The organism is Paraburkholderia lebeckiae (genome assembly GCF_014201005.1).
GTDB lineage: Bacteria > Pseudomonadota > Gammaproteobacteria > Burkholderiales > Burkholderiaceae > Paraburkholderia > Paraburkholderia tuberum.
Genome location: NZ_JACHDK010000005.1, coordinates 219626 through 234547, shown reverse-complemented (window position 1 = coordinate 234547; position 14922 = coordinate 219626). Strand labels below are relative to the sequence as shown.

At 64.8% G+C, this 14922-nt stretch carries 11 protein-coding genes; 4 read left to right on the top strand and 7 right to left on the bottom strand.

Translation table 11 applies throughout. From position 1 onward, the window contains the following. Positions 1-5 precede the first annotated feature (5 nt). The 5 genes from iolD to HDG39_RS12240 all read right to left on the bottom strand — a co-directional run bounded on the left by iolD (position 6) and on the right by HDG39_RS12240 (position 7325). Positions 6-1985, bottom strand: a complete 1980-nt coding sequence (gene iolD, locus HDG39_RS12260; RefSeq protein ID WP_184006207.1) for a 3D-(3,5/4)-trihydroxycyclohexane-1,2-dione acylhydrolase (decyclizing) — start codon at positions 1983-1985, stop codon at positions 6-8. Next, complete coding sequence (locus tag HDG39_RS12255) at positions 1982-4006, bottom strand: bifunctional 5-dehydro-2-deoxygluconokinase/5-dehydro-2-deoxyphosphogluconate aldolase (RefSeq protein WP_184006206.1); 2025 nt, start codon at positions 4004-4006, stop codon at positions 1982-1984. Before HDG39_RS12255 ends, iolD begins: the two co-directional genes overlap by 4 nt. An 86-nt stretch (positions 4007-4092) precedes the next feature. Then, positions 4093-4899 (bottom strand): ATP-binding cassette domain-containing protein, encoded by an 807-nt coding sequence (locus HDG39_RS12250; protein WP_184006205.1) that lies wholly within the window; start codon positions 4897-4899, stop codon positions 4093-4095. A 13-nt stretch (positions 4900-4912) separates the two neighbouring features. Continuing rightward, positions 4913-6103: an ABC transporter permease gene (locus HDG39_RS12245; protein ID WP_184006204.1), complete on the bottom strand. Its 1191-nt coding sequence runs from the start codon at positions 6101-6103 to the stop codon at positions 4913-4915. A 175-nt stretch (positions 6104-6278) separates the two neighbouring features. Next, positions 6279-7325, bottom strand: a complete 1047-nt coding sequence (locus HDG39_RS12240; protein WP_184006203.1) for a sugar ABC transporter substrate-binding protein — start codon at positions 7323-7325, stop codon at positions 6279-6281. 276 nt (positions 7326-7601) lie between these two features. Here HDG39_RS12240 and HDG39_RS12235 point away from each other — a divergent pair, with 276 nt between their 5' ends. The 4 genes from HDG39_RS12235 to HDG39_RS12220 all read left to right on the top strand — a co-directional run bounded on the left by HDG39_RS12235 (position 7602) and on the right by HDG39_RS12220 (position 10905). After that, the gene (locus HDG39_RS12235; RefSeq protein WP_184006202.1) at positions 7602-8486 is read left to right on the top strand and encodes a MurR/RpiR family transcriptional regulator; all 885 of its coding nucleotides are present in this window, start codon (positions 7602-7604) and stop codon (positions 8484-8486) included. Next, positions 8479-9495 (top strand): inositol 2-dehydrogenase, encoded by a 1017-nt coding sequence (gene iolG / locus HDG39_RS12230; protein WP_184006201.1) that lies wholly within the window; start codon positions 8479-8481, stop codon positions 9493-9495. Before HDG39_RS12235 ends, iolG begins: the two co-directional genes overlap by 8 nt. Next, positions 9495-10541, top strand: coding sequence for a Gfo/Idh/MocA family oxidoreductase (locus HDG39_RS12225; protein ID WP_184006200.1), 1047 nt, complete (start codon positions 9495-9497; stop codon positions 10539-10541). Before iolG ends, HDG39_RS12225 begins: the two co-directional genes overlap by 1 nt. 136 nt (positions 10542-10677) lie before the next feature. Further along, positions 10678-10905, top strand: a complete 228-nt coding sequence (locus HDG39_RS12220; RefSeq protein ID WP_026225937.1) for a sulfurtransferase TusA family protein — start codon at positions 10678-10680, stop codon at positions 10903-10905. Positions 10906-11005: 100 nt separating this feature from the next. Here the strand turns inward: HDG39_RS12220 and galU are convergent, their stop codons facing one another. Both galU and HDG39_RS12210 read right to left on the bottom strand, forming a co-directional pair. Then, positions 11006-11887 carry a UTP--glucose-1-phosphate uridylyltransferase GalU gene (galU, locus tag HDG39_RS12215; protein ID WP_008921346.1) on the bottom strand — a complete coding sequence of 294 codons (882 nt, stop codon included), beginning with the start codon at positions 11885-11887 and terminating at the stop codon, positions 11006-11008. A gap of 62 nt (positions 11888-11949) precedes the next feature. Next, positions 11950-14829: a valine--tRNA ligase gene (locus HDG39_RS12210; protein WP_184006199.1), complete on the bottom strand. Its 2880-nt coding sequence runs from the start codon at positions 14827-14829 to the stop codon at positions 11950-11952. Between the last annotated feature and the right edge of the window lie 93 nt (positions 14830-14922).

Sequence of the window (14922 nt, the reverse complement as noted above, 5' to 3'; positions counted from 1 at the left end):
GGTTCTCAGTCGTGATCGGCGCCCTGTGACGGCGCAGGCGTCGCGGGCGGCGCCGCGCGCGCGGCGAGCTGCGTGTCGTACTTCGCGCGGGCGTCGCGCACCTCGGTGCGCGTCGATACTTCGGGCACCGCGACTTCCCACCACCAGCCACCGTCTTCGGTGGTGCGAGCCGGGTCGGTGTCGATGCTGATCACGTACGTGCCTCGCGCCGCGCGCGCGCGTTGCAGTGCCGCTTCGAGCTCGGCGAGATTGCGCGCATGCTCGGCTTGCGCGCCGAGCGCGCGCGCATGCGCGGCGAAGTCGATGCGCGGCGCGCCTTCCGGTGCGTGCACGCAATCGTCGAGCAGATTATTGAACGGTGCGCCACCGCAAGCCTGTTGCAGTCGATTGATGCAGCCGAAGCCGCGATTGTCGAGCACGACGACGATCAGCTTCGCGCCGAGCATCACCGAGCTCGCGATCTCGCTGTTCATCATCAGATAGCTGCCGTCGCCGAGAATCACGATCACCTCGCGCTCGGGCCGCGCGAGCTTGACGCCGAGGCCGCCCGCGATCTCGTAGCCCATGCACGAATAGCCGTATTCGACGTGATACGCGCCGGGCCGGCCCGCGCGCCATAGCTTGTGCAGATCGGCGGGCAGCGTGCCGGCCGCGCAGACGACGATGTCGTCGGTCGGCGAGTGCGCGCTCGAACGCTGCACCGCGCCGATCACGTCGCCCTCGTAGGGCAGTACCGCGTCGCGTTGCGGCGCATGGGTGAGCGTTTGCACGGTGTCGCGCCAGCTCGCAGCGAGCTTGTGTGCGCGCGCGGTCCAGCTGCGCTCGGCGTGCCAGCCTTGCAGCGGCCCCGTTAGCGCATCGAGCGCGAGTTTCACATCGGCTTCGACGACGAAACCGCGATGCTTGAGCGCGTCGAATCCGTTCGCGTTGATCGCGATCACGTCGGCTTGCGTGAACAGCGTGTTCGAGCCGGTCGTGAAGTCTTGCAGCCGCGTGCCGAGCGCGAGCACGCAGTCGGCGTCATGCGCAAGCGCGTTGGCAGCCGCTGAGCCGGTCACCCCGAGCGCGCCGGCATTCAGCGGATCGTTCCACGCGAGCGAGCTTTTGCCGGCCTGCGTTTCCGCGACCGGCACGCCATGCGCGCTCGCGAGGCGGTTCAGCGCATCTGCCGCGCGGCTGTACAGCACGCCGCCGCCCGCGACGATCAACGGACGCTTCGCGTGCCGCAAGCGCGCGCACGCGGCGTCGATATCGTCGCTACGCGGCGCGGGTGCATGAAAGCGCACGACACGCGGCGTGAAAAAGTCCTCCGGGAAGTCCCACGCCTGCGCCTGCACGTCCTGTGGCAGCGCCAGCGTGACGGGGCCGCACAACGCGGCATCGGTGAGCACGCGGATCGCGCGCGGCAGCGCGCTCAGCAATTGCGCAGGGTGCACGATGCGGTCGAAGTAGCGCGACAGCGGCTTGAACGCGTCATTCGCGGACACGCCGCCATCGTTGAAATCCTCGACCTGCTGCAAGACCGGATCGGGCGCGCGCGACACGAAGATGTCGCCGGGCAACAGCAGCACCGGCAAACGGTTCACGTGCGCGAGCGCGGCCGCGGTCAGCAGATTGGTGGCACCTGGGCCGATCGACGTCGTCACGGCCATCATGCGGCGGCGAAAGTGCGCCTTCGCGTAGGCGATCGCACTGTGTGCCATCGCCTGCTCGTTGTGCGCGCGAAAGGTCGGCAGCGCGTCGCGATGCTGATACAGCGCCTCGCCGATGCCCGCGACGTTGCCGTGACCGAAAATCGCGAACACGCCGCCGAACAGCGGTTCGACGTTGGTGCCGTCTTCGCTGGCGACGCGTTGCGCGGCCAGATAGCGCACGAGCGCCTGCGCCATCGTCAGGCGAATCGTGCCGCCGGTGCGCGCAGGCGCGTGCGCTTGCGTCGCGTCGCTGGCGGATGGGGTGTCGTCATGCATGATGCGCTCGTTCATGCGGCCTGCTCCTGATGAGCGTGATGAAGTGTGCCGTGCGCCGCCGGTTCGCCGCGCGCACCGCGCCACGCGGCGATCAGCGTTTCGAACGTGAGGCGCACACGCGCGATCAGTTCGTCGTCGCCAATTTCACCGGCGAGCCACGCATGGCTCGGTTCGTGAAAGATCGTGCGGCCGACCGTGAAGCCGCGGCACGTCGCCGCTTGCGCGGCCGCGCGAAAGCCCTCGCTCAATTGCTCGACCGCCGCCGATAAACCGAGCAGCACGACGCCACGGCAATACGGATCGCGCTCGGCGATCAGCGCGTCGATGGCCTGCCATTGCGCGGCGTCCATCGGTTCGAGCTTCCACCACTCGGGGTAGATGCCGAGGTTGTACAGGCGCTTCAACGCGCGATACACGATGTCCGGTCCCTGCGGCAGCGACGCATGCTTCGGAGGAATCACTTCGAGCAGCAGTTCGTGGCCGCTTGCCTGGGTCGCGTCATACAGCGCGCGCAGTTGCGCCTCCTGTTCGAGCCGCTGCTCGATCGGCTCGTCGGGATGAAACTGCACGAGGCATTTCACGACGTGTTCCTGCGGCCACGCGATCAACGTGGTGCCGATCGAACGACCATGATCGAACACGAGCGGCACGGAGCCGGGCAGTTCGACCGGGCGGCCGATCCACCAGCCGCGACCGGTCGCGGCATTCAGCGCGTCCTGACCATAGCGGTCGTCGATCAGTACGCCGATGCGTCCCTGCAAGTTCAATGCACGTTCGGTTTGCGCGACCGCTTCGACGAACAGGCCCTTCAACCGGGCAATGCGCGCTTCGTCGGCACCGGTCTGTTGCGCGAGTTCGAAGAACGAGTTGCGATGATCGAAAGCGAAGCCGAGCACCTCGTGCCACGCTTTGCGCGCCGGCGACACGCGATGCAGTCTTGCGAGCTTCGCATCGCGATCCGGGCGGCGCATGCGTTGCGGATCGGCCTGCGCTTCGCGCAGGAAGTAGTCGAGTTCGGCCGGTGTCGGCATCGCCGGGGCGCAGCCGTGCCGGGACACGACCAGCGCGCCGCTCGCATTCGCGGCGTGCGCGCAGGCGTCGAGCGGCTGATCGCGCAGCCAGCCGGACAGGAAGCCGGAAGCGAACGCGTCGCCCGCGCCGAGCACGTTCAGCACTTCGACTTCGACGCCGCCATGAACCGGCGCATCGTCGAGCGATGCAGGCACCTCGCCGTCGATGATCTGACAGCCGAGCGGCCCGCGTTTCAGCACGAGCGTGGCCGGCGTCACCGCGCGCACCATCGCGAGCGCGTCGGCGAGGTCGGTCTTGCCGCCGGCGATGCGAAACTCTTCCTCGGTGCCGATCACCAGATCGAACAGCGGCAGAATCCGCTGCAAATGCGCGCTGACGCCTTCGCTCGCCACGAAACGCGTCTCGCCGTCGGCCTTGCCCGTGAGTCCCCACAGCACCGGGCGGTAGTCGATGTCGAGCACGGTGCGCACGTCGTTGCGACGCGCGTAGTCGAGCGCGCGACGGCTCGTGCGATTGACCTGCTCGGTCGAGAAATGCGTGCCGGTGATCAGCAGCGCTTTCGACGACGCGATGAAGGCCTCGTCGAAGTCGGCCTCGTCGACCGCCATGTCCGCGCAGTTCTCGCGGTAGAAGATCAGCGGAAAGGTGTCACGGTCCTTCAGGCCGAGCAGCACGAGCGCGGTCAGCCGATCGTGATCGATGCGCACGTGACTGACGTCGCAGCCTTCCTTCGTGAGCGTCTCCGTCAGGAAGCGCCCCATGTGATCGTTGCCGACGCGCGCCAGCATGGCTGCGGCAAGCCCGAGCCGGGCGCAGCCGAACGCGATGTTCGCCGACGAGCCGCCGAGATACTTCGCGAAGCTCGACACGTCTTCGAGCCGTGCGCCGATCTGCTGCGCGTACAGATCGACGGCCAGCCGGCCGAGGCACACGATGTCGCGGGCGCGCCCCGGTGCGAACCGGCTGCCCGCTGCGTTACCGCTGGAGGTGCTGGAGTGAGCCATGAATAGTCCTGAGTAACAGTGCGCGGTGGGTGCGCGTCGGCCAGCCGGGCGAAACGCGCCGAGGCTGGACGTGTCGCGCGAATCGGTCAGATCGTCGCGCCTTCGAGTTCGCCGATCATCTTCTGCATCTCGGCACCGCCGGCCATCATGTCGAGCACTTCGTCCTTGCTGATCGTCTGTTTGGTGAACGTGCCGAGCGAGCGGCCGCGATTGAGCAGCGTGAACGAATCGCCGATCGGATACGCGTGGTGGACGTTGTGCGTGATGAAGATCACGGAGATGCCTTTGGCGCGCGCCTTGTGGATCAGCTTCAGCACGTTGAAGCTCTGCTTGACGCCGAGCGCGGCGGTCGGTTCGTCGAGAATCAGCACGCGCGCGCCGAAGTGGATCGCACGCGCAATCGCCAGACATTGACGCTCGCCGCCCGACATCGTGCCGATCGGCTGATGCGGGTCGCGCACGTTGATGCCCATTTCGGCGAGCTTGTCGCGCGCGGTGGTTGCGCAGGTTTCGAGGTCCATCACGTTCAGAAGGCCGAACAGCTTTTTCTGCGGCTCGCGGCCCATGAAAAAATTGCGCGCGACCGATAGCAGCGGCACCAGCGCGAGATCCTGGTAGACGGTTGCGATACCGAGATCGAGCGCGTCTTTCGGCGACGTGAAGTGCACCGGTTTGCCGTCCACCCGGTAGGTGCCTTTGCTCGGCTGATACACGCCTGCGAGCGTCTTGATCAGCGTCGACTTGCCGGCGCCGTTGTCGCCGAGCAGGCAATGCACTTCGCCGCGTATGAGGCGCAGCGTGATGTCGTTCAGCGCGATGATGTTGCCGAAATAACGGCTGACGTTTTCCAGCGACAAAATGATGTCGTCGGTGTTCTGTTCGGGGGTGCTCATCATGAACCTCCGTCTAGCGCGATGCCGCGACGCGGCCGCGCACGTAGTGGTTGAACAGCACGGCGAACAGCAGCATCACGCCGAGGAACACGCGGAACCAGTCGGAATCGACGTTGGTGTACGTGATGCCGATCTGCACGACGCCGAAGATCAGCGCACCGAAGCATGCGCCGATCACCGAGCCGTAGCCGCCTGTCAGCAGCGTGCCGCCGATCACCGCGGCGATGATCGCTTCGAACTCCGCCTGCAAACCGCGGTCGGCCGCGGCCGAACCGATGTCGCACACCTGAAGTACCGCATACAGGGCCGAACAGAACGCGGTCAGCACGAACAGCGAAATCTTCACGCGACGCACCGGCACGCCGACGTTCTTGGCCGCGTTGGCATCGCCGCCGACCGCGAAAATCCAGTTGCCGAAGCGCGTCTTGGCGAGCGTGAACGCGCAGACCACGGCGAGCACGAGCCACCACAGCAGCACCTTGGGAATGCCCGGCACGAGCGGCGTGCCGTTGTCGAGCATCTTCACGAGGCCGAGGTGGCCGAGCCATACGAACAGGCCTCTGAACGCGACGCCCTGGAAGAACGTGTGCGCGAACCAGTCCTGACGCGCGACGTCGCCGACGCCGGAGATGATGGTGCGATCGGCGAACATCACCGATAGCGCGAGCGTGAGACCGCGCAGTATGAACAGGAACGCGAGCGTGACGATGAACGACGGCAGGCGCGTGCGCATCACCAGATAGCCGTTGAGCGCGCCGAGCAGCATCGAGCCGACGAACGCGAATACGATAGCCAGCCAGATCGGCCAGTGGAAGTACATGGTCGGCAGCGCGACCATCATGCCGGCAAAGCCGATCATCGAACCGATCGACAGATCGAACTCGCCGGCGATCATCAGCAGGCACGCGCCGACCGAGATCAGACCGAGATAGGCGGCGACCTGCGACCAGTTCATCACACCGTCGAGGTTGAACATCCCCGAGTTGCCGGCCGCCACGCCGAACACGATGAACACCATCACGGTGCCGGCGAGCGCCGCGAATTCCGGTCGGCCGAGCAGATGGCGGAACCAGGATTCCTCGCGCACGCGTTCGTCGACGGCAGCGGATTGCGAGGCGGTCGTCGCAGCAGAGTTCGCCGGGTCCTGCGGATCAGGCGGCGGTTGCTTGCGGTGATGGGGATGAAACAGGTCGGCGACACCCATTGAAGCTCTCCTTGATACGCCCGCGACCGGCGGGTCGGCGCAATGCCGTGGGCGTTTGCGAATCCGCTGAGGGGGCGAGCGCCGGCAAGACGCCATGCGCCCCGCCGGTCACTGCCTGTTAACCTTGCCGCCGGCGCGGCGGCTTAGGCGCACGATGCGATGCGTTGCCGTGCGTTCAGCGGTACTGGCCGGCGTACTTCAGCACCTTGTCGACGTTGGCCTTCGTGATGAAGCCGGGGCCCGAGCCGATATTGCGCGGCCCGTACGACGGCGCGAGCCCATAAGTGGCAAGACGCTCCTTGAACTTCGGATTCGCCTGCAGGATTTCGCGGATTTTGGCCGGATCGGTGGTGTTGTTCTTCTTCACGATCGCGAGCACGGCAACCGGGATATAGCCCTGCAAGTACGGTTGCTGGTCGATCGCGAACTGGATCGTGCCGTCCTGGATGCCCTTCGCGATGTCGCTGTCGAAGTCGAACGTCGCGAACCAGATCTTGCCGGCGAGGCCCATCTGCTGCAGCGCCTTCAGCGTCGGATCGGCCGACAGCGGACCGAGCGTCAGCACCGCCTGGGTATCCGGATGATTGCGCAGGAACGCGCTGACCTTCGACTGCACGCCGGTCGGGTCCTGACCCGTGTCGAGCGTCGAGGTTTTGAAGTTGGCGCCGATCGCTTCGGCGAAACCGCGGCAGCGTTCGAACGAAGCCGGGTTCGTCGCGTAGTGGTTCACGCACAGGAACGACTTGATGCCGGCGGCCTTGGCCTTTTCTCCGGCGGCTTTGCCGGCCGCGAACTCGGGCTGGCCGACGTGCATGATCGCGCCGAGCTTCGCGCTTTGCTCCTCGGTGCCCGAATTGATCGTGACGAGCGGAATGTGCTTCTCGGTGACCTTCGCGATCGAGCTCTTCAGCACGTCGAAGTCGGCGATCGACACGATCACGCCGTCGTAGTTGCGCGCGGCCGCCTGCTCGACGAGACGCGCCATGTCGGCGATGTCGCCGTTCGGCGGGTTGCGGTAGTCGGTCTGAACGTTGAAGTCCTCGTCAGCCTGCTTGATCGCGTTCTTGATCGTGTTCCACCACGAGTCCGAATCCGGCGCGTGGCTGATCAGCACGAAGTGGGCGTCCGCCGCGCGGGCGGCCGAGGCCGCGCCGAATCCCGTCGCCAACGTCAACGCCGTCACCAGAATCCTGAGCGTTGCCTTGCCTCTGCAAAGTCTCATTGTCTCCACCTTTCTCGGTCTGTCGTTCGTTATTGAGGGAGCGACTGGCGGGCGGCTTTCGATTCCGATGACCCACACAACGAGGCCGAAGCGCCATCGCTCACGACCAAGAGTAGGTCATCTTCCGAAGCCTTGCAAAGAAAATTTCATGAGAAATAAAAATGGAAAATACGTTCCATTTAATGAGGCGGCCGCCTATACTCGGCAACGTCGGATGCACGTTGCGGCGGGCCGCGGGCGCGTCTGCCGCATTGCAGGAAACCCTGAGAGGCAGTCATGGCGGAACAGATCACCGAAGAAGCGTTGCCGAGCGTCGACGAATTGATGCAGCGCATCGCGAATACCTACGAGTCGCTGCCGCGGCAGTTGAAAAGCGTCGCGACGTACATCGAGCAGCATCGCTCGAGCGTGATGATGGATCGCACGAGCGATATCGCCGCGAGCTGCGGCGTGCATCCGTCGGCGGTCGTGCGCTTTGCGCAGCGCTTCGGCTTTTCCGGGTTTTCGGATCTGCAGGCTGTGTTTCGTCAGGCGTATACGGGGCAGGGCGTGTCGTCGTCGAGCTATCAGCAGCGCATTCGCAAGCTGATCGACGAGAAGCCCGGCACGTTGTCGGGCGGCGCGGTCGCGCGCGAGTTCATCGCCGCGTCGCGCGGCGGCCTCGAAGAACTCGAAGCGGGCCTCGACGACAAGCAGTTCGACGCCGCCGTGAAGATGCTGCAGCAGGCCGACAACATCTACGTAATCGGCGTGCGGCGCTCGTTTCCGGTCGCGAGCTACATCGTCTATGCGTTGCAGCACACGCATAAGCGCGTGCATCTGGTGTCTGGCTTCGGCGGCATGTATCGCGAGCAGATCCGCAGTGTCAGGAAGGGCGACGTGGTGATTGCGATCAGCTTCGCGCCGTACGGCAAGGAGACGCAGTACTGTCTGCGCGTCGCGCATCATCTTCAGGCGAAGACGCTCGTCATTACGGATAGCCAATTATCGCCGCTCGCACGCTACGCCAGCACGCAGCTGTACGTGAAAGAGGGCAGCGCGTTCGCGTTCCGCTCGCTGACCAGCACGATCTGCCTGTGCCAGGCGCTCTTCATCGCGCTCGCGTACAAGCTCGAACTGAACGTTGAAGAATCCAACGACACTGGAGGCTACGATGACTGACGCGGTAAACACGATCGACGTCGCCGTATTCGGCGCGGGGCGCATCGGCAAGATCCATGCGGCGAATCTCGCGCGGCAGCCCGGCGTGCGGCTCAAATACGTGGTCGACGTGAATCGCGAGGCGGCCGCCGCGCTCGCCGCGCAGCATGGCGCGCAGGTTGCGGATAGCGACGGCGCGATCGGCGATGCATCGATCGGTGCGACCGTGATCTGTTCGAGCACCGACACGCATGCGGACCTGATCGTCAAATCGGCCGCGCAGAACAAGCACGTGTTCTGCGAGAAGCCGGTCGATCTCACGTTGGAGCGCGCGCGGATGTGCGCAGAAGCGGTGGAGCGCGCCGGTGTCGTGTGCATGATCGGTTTTCAGCGGCGCTTCGATCCGACGTTTTCGGCGTTGAAAACGCGTCTCGACGCGGGCGAGATCGGCACGCCGGAAATGCTCGTCGTCACGAGCCGCGATCCGGGCGCGCCGCCGGTCGAGTACATCCGGCACTCGGGCGGCATCTTCAAGGACATGCTGATTCACGACTTCGACATCTGTCGCTGGATTCTCGACGACGAAGCCGACACGCTGCACGCCACCGGCAGTTGCCTCACCGACCCCGCGATCGCCGACGCGGGCGACATCGATTCGACCGCGGTGACGATCCGCACGAAGCGCGGGCGGCTGTGCCAGATCAACACCGCGCGGCGCGCTGCCTACGGCTACGACCAGCGCTTCGAAGTGCTCGGCAGCACCGGCATGCTGCAGGCGGGCAACGTGCGGCCGACCGAGGTCACCGCTTACTCGAAGACGGAAGTGTCGACCGACGTGCCCGAGGCGTTTTTTCTCGAACGCTATCGCGCGGCGTACGCGCTCGAAATCGCGCATTTCTTCGACGCGGTCACGCACGGCAAGCCGGTGCGCACGACCGTCGCGGATGGCCTGAAAGCGCTCGAACTCGCGGAAGCCGCGACGCGTTCGTGGCGCGAGGGCCGCGCGGTCAAACTCGGCGAGGCAGCGTGATGAAGCCCGCCACGGCACGCTTGCGGCTCGGCGTGGTCGGCCTTGGGCGGCTCGGCAAGCGGCATGCGGAGAATCTCGCGTATCGCGTGCCGGGCGCGACGCTTACGGCCGCATGCAGCCCGCTCGAAGATGAACTCGCATGGGCGCGCGATGCACTACCCGAACCGCGTCTCTACGCCGATTACGCGGACCTGCTCGCCGATCCGCACGTCGACGCGGTATGGCTCGTCACGCCGTCGTCGCTGCACGCGCAGCAGATCGTCGACGCGTTGCGCGCCGGCAAGCATGTGTTCTGCGAAAAGCCGCTGTCGCTCGACGTCGCCGAATGCGAGCGCGTGCTGGCCGAAGCGGCGCACTATCCGCACCTGCAGGCGACGATCGGCTTCATGCGCCGCTTCGATCCGAGCTACCGCGACGCGTTCGATAGAATCGCCGCCGGCCAGATCGGCCGGCCGTTCCTCGTGCGCTCGCAAACCACCGATAAAAACGACGACGACGGTTTCTTCGTGCGCTTCGCGGCGACCTCGGGCGGCATCTTTCTCGACTGCACGGTGCACGACATCGACGTCGCCCGCTGGCTGCTCGGCAAGCCGCGCGCGACGCGCGTGTTCGCGGCGGGCACGATCGCGCTGCACGAGGGTCTGCGCGAATTCGGCGACGTCGACAACGGTGTCGCGATCTGCGAATTCGAGGGCGGCAAGCTCACGATGTTCTACGCGTCGCGCACCCAGGCGCACGGCAACGATACGCATAGCGAAGTGATCGGCACGGCGGGCGCGCTGACGATCGGCCGCAATCCGCGCGCGAACCGCGTCGAGATCTACGACGCGACCGGCATTCGCAACGAGTGCACGCCGAACTTTTTCGACCGGTTCGAGGACGCGTTTCTGCACGAGGCACGCGCGTTCGTCGCATCGGTGCAAAAAGGGCCGGGGAGGGGCGATGCGGCACAGAGTGGCGCGACGCTCGCCGATGCGCTCGAAGCGACGCGTATCGGCGTGGCATTGCGCGAGTCGCTGCAAAGCGGTGAGGCGGTGACGCTGTAACGGCGCGCGGCACGGCTCGCGCGTGGAAGTGGGCGTCGTGGCGATGCCCGGCGCCGCCGCTCCGCCTGCTGTAGAATTTGACCCTCTGTCCGGCGTCGTCAGCGACGCCCCGTCCCGAAGGTCATCGTCGATGCAAATTCAGATTCACAAGGAAGTCGATGCGCGCGGGCTCATGTGCCCGCTGCCCATCCTGCGCGCCAAAAAGGCGCTCGCCGACATGGAAAGCGGCCAGATTCTCAAGGTGCTCGCCACCGATCCCGGCTCGCAGCGCGATTTCGCCGCGTTCGCGAAGCAGACCGGCAACGAGATCGTCGAAAGCTCGGCGCATGACAAGGTGTTTACGTTTCTGATGCGGCGTCGTTGAGCCGCGTTCGGTAAGACTGTCCGTTCGATGTAAAAAAGAAGGCGCTGTCCCCCATTATTCGGGGTACAGCGCCTTCTTCGTTTCAGCCGGACTTTCGACGTCAGCCTTCGAGAACAGGCGAGCGGGTACGCAGATATTCTTCGAAATCGGCGGCTACTTCCGGGTGACGCAGGGCGAACTCGACGGTCGCCTTCAGGTAGCCCAGCTTGCTGCCACAGTCGAAACGTGTGCCGTGATACTTGTACGCGAGCACCTGTTCGTCGGCGAGCAGCGACTGGATCGCGTCCGTCAGTTGCAATTCACCGCCCGCGCCCGGCTTGATGGAGCGCAGGTGATCGAAGATACGCGGCTTCAGCACATAACGGCCCACCACGCCGAGGTTCGACGGCGCCACGCTGGGCTCCGGCTTTTCGACGATGCCCGACATCTTGATGATCGAGTCTTCCCATTCCTTGCCGTCGACGATGCCGTACGATTTTGTATCTTGCGGCGGGATCTCTTCGACGCCGATCACCGAGCTGTGATAGTGATCGAACACCTCGATCATCTGCGTCATCACGGGCGGCGTGCCGTACAACAGGTCGTCCGCGAGAATCACGGCGAAAGGATTGTCGCCGACCAGCTTCTCGGCGCACAGCACGGCGTGGCCGAGGCCCAGCGCCTCGGCCTGGCGCACGTAAAAGCAGTCGACGTGACTCGGTTTGATGCTGCGCACGAGTTCGAGCAGCTTGTCCTTGCCGCGCGCCTCGAGCTCGGCCTCGATCTCATAGGACTTGTCGAAATGGTCTTCGATCGCGCGCTTGCTGCGGCCCGTGACGAAGATCATTTCGGTGATGCCGGCCGCCATCGCCTCTTCGACCGCGTACTGAATCAGCGGCTTGTCGACGATCGGCAGCATCTCCTTCGGGCTAGCCTTCGTGGCGGGGAGGAAGCGGGTGCCAAGACCTGCTACCGGAAAGACCGCCTTCGTAACTTTTAGCATGTGAATACCCTGAGTCCTCTGGTTAAATCCTTGCCCGCCGTTGAGGGGGGCGGGCGCGTCGGTCAGGCCGGCAAGCGGGCCAGTTGGGCTTTCAGCTTGCCGACGGTGGCTTCGAAATCGGCCAGCCGCTTCTGCTCCTGTTCCACGACCGCCGCCGGTGCCTTCGCAACGAAGGCCTGGTTCTGCAGCTTACCGTTGCACTTGACGATTTCGGCGCTCAACCGCGTGATCTCTTTCGACAGGCGTTCGCGTTCGACCGCTGCGTCGATTTCGACCTTCAACACGAGCTTGTCCGTTCCTACGATAGCAATTGGCGCGCCATCCGCCTGGGCATCGAGCGCGGCCTCGTCGGCGATGATCTGCACCTCCGACAGACGCGCAAGTGCCTGAGCGTAAGGCGCGAAAGTACGAAGACGCTCCGCGTTACCGGTGGCGAGCAACGGCACCTTCACCGCCGGCGACAGGTTCATTTCACCGCGCAGATTCCGGCATGCATCGATCACCGCTTTGAGGTCGGTCGCCCATCGCTCGGCGTCTTCATCGAGCTTCGACGGCTCCGCGGCGGGGTACTGCTGCACCATGATGGACGCCTCGCCCTCGGCCTTGCCTTCCGGGTAGCGTCCCGCGAGCGGCGCCACTTTCTGCCACAGCGCTTCGGTGATGAACGGGATCACCGGATGCGCGAGGCGCAGCACCGTTTCGAGCACACGCAAAAGCGTGCGCCGGGTGGCACGCTGCTGGTTCGGCTGCCCCGTCTGGATCTGCACTTTGGCGAGTTCGACGTACCAGTCACAATATTCGTCCCATACGAACTTGTATATGGCGTTGGCCACATTATCAAAACGATAGTCGGAAAAACCCTTGACGACTTCCGCTTCCACGCGCTGCAGTTGCGACACGATCCAGCGGTCGGCCTGCGAGAAATGCAGATTGCCTTCTGGCCCGCATTCGCCACACTGCGCCGGCTGGCCGAAACCGCAGTCGTGGCCTTCGCAGTTCATCAGCACGAAGCGCGTGGCGTTCCACAGCTTGTTGCAGAAATTGCGATAGCCTTCGCAGCGCGCGAGGTCGAAATTGACGTTGCGGCCGAGCGTGGCCATCGACGCCATCGTGAAGCGCAGCGCGTCGGTGCCGAACGCCGCAATGCCGTCCGGAAACTCCTTGCGGGTCTTCCTCTCGATCGACGCGGCCAGCTTCGGATTCATCAGGCCGGTGGTGCGCTTCGCGACGAGCGCGTCGAGGTCGATGCCATCGACGATGTCGATCGGGTCGAGCGTGTTGCCCTTGCTCTTCGACATCTTCTGGCCTTCGGCGTCGCGCACCAGACCGTGCATATAGACCGTTTCGAACGGCACCTTGCCCGTGAAGTGCGTGGTCATCATGACCATGCGCGCGACCCAGAAGAAGATGATGTCGAAGCCGGTGACGAGCACCGACGACGGCATGAAGTGCTTCAGCTCTTCCGTCTGGTTCGGCCAGCCGAGCGACGAAAACGGCACCAGAGCCGACGAGAACCACGTGTCGAGCACGTCTTCGTCGCGCTTCAATGCGCCGGTGTAGCCGGCCGCGACGGCCTTCGCGCGCGCGCCTTCCTCGGTACTGGCGACGAACACTTCGCCGTTCTCGCCGTACCACGCCGGAATCTGATGACCCCACCACAGCTGACGCGAGATGCACCAGTCCTGGATGTTTTCGAGCCACTGGTAGTACGTGGTGGTCCAGTTTTCCGGCACGAACCTGATCTGGCCGTTGCGCACGACGTCGAGCGCAGTCTCGGTGATCGACTTGCCCGGATTGAACGTGCCTTCGGGCGCCGGCTTGCTCATCGCGACGAACCATTGGTCGGTCAGCATCGGCTCGATCACGACGCCGGTGCGGTCGCCGCGCGGCACCATCAGCTTGTGCGGCTTGACCGATTCGAGCGCGCCGAGCGCCTCGAGATCGGCGACCACCAGCTTGCGGGCTTCGAAACGGTCGAGGCCGCGGTATTTTTCGGGCGCGTTGTCGTTGATCTTCGCGTCGAGCGTGAGGATTTCGATTTGAGGCAGCTTGTGGCGCAGGCCGACCTGATAATCGTTGAAATCATGCGCGGGCGTGACCTTGACGACGCCCGTGCCGAATTCGCGGTCGACGTAATCGTCGGCGATGATCGGCACTTCGCGGTTCGACAGCGGCAGCGTAATGGTCTGGCCGATCAGGTGGGCGTAGCGCTCGTCTTCCGGGTGCACCATGACGGCGGTGTCGCCGAGCATGGTTTCCGGACGGGTCGTGGCGACGGTCAGATGGCCCGAGCCGTCGGTCAACGGATAGTGGATGTGCCACAGGTGGCCGTTTTCTTCTTCGCTGACCACTTCGAGGTCGGACACGGCGGTGAGCAGCACCGGGTCCCAGTTCACGAGGCGCTTGCCGCGATAGATCAGGCCCTGTTCATACAGACGCACGAACACGTCGCGCACGGTGGCCGATGTCTTGTCGTCCATCGTGAAGTATTCGCGCGACCAGTCGATCGATGCACCGAGACGACGCACCTGATTCGTGATCGTCGAGCCGGATTGCTGCTTCCACTCCCACACGCGCTCGACGAACTTCTCGCGGCCGAGGTCGTGGCGCGACACGCCCTGCGCGTCGAGCTGGCGTTCGACGACGATCTGCGTGGCGATGCCCGCGTGGTCGGTGCCCGGCACCCACAGCGTGTTCTCGCCGAGCATGCGGTGATAGCGGGTCAGGCCGTCCATGATGGTCTGGTTGAACGCGTGGCCCATGTGCAGCGTGCCCGTGACGTTCGGCGGCGGCAACTGGATCGAGAAATCCTTGCGGTTCGCGTCGAAGGAGGGCGCGGCGTAGGCGCGCTTTTCCCATTCAGGGCCCCAGTGGGCTTCGATGGTGTGGGGTTCGAAGCTTTTTGCAAGCGTCGAGGTCGGGTCGCTCGGGGTGTCGCTCATGTTTCTGTTAAAGGCAGGATTTTGGAGGCGGGGAAGGGTTGATTATAGCTGGACGAGGTTTTTTGCCGGCTGGCGGCCGGTGTGGACAGGGGT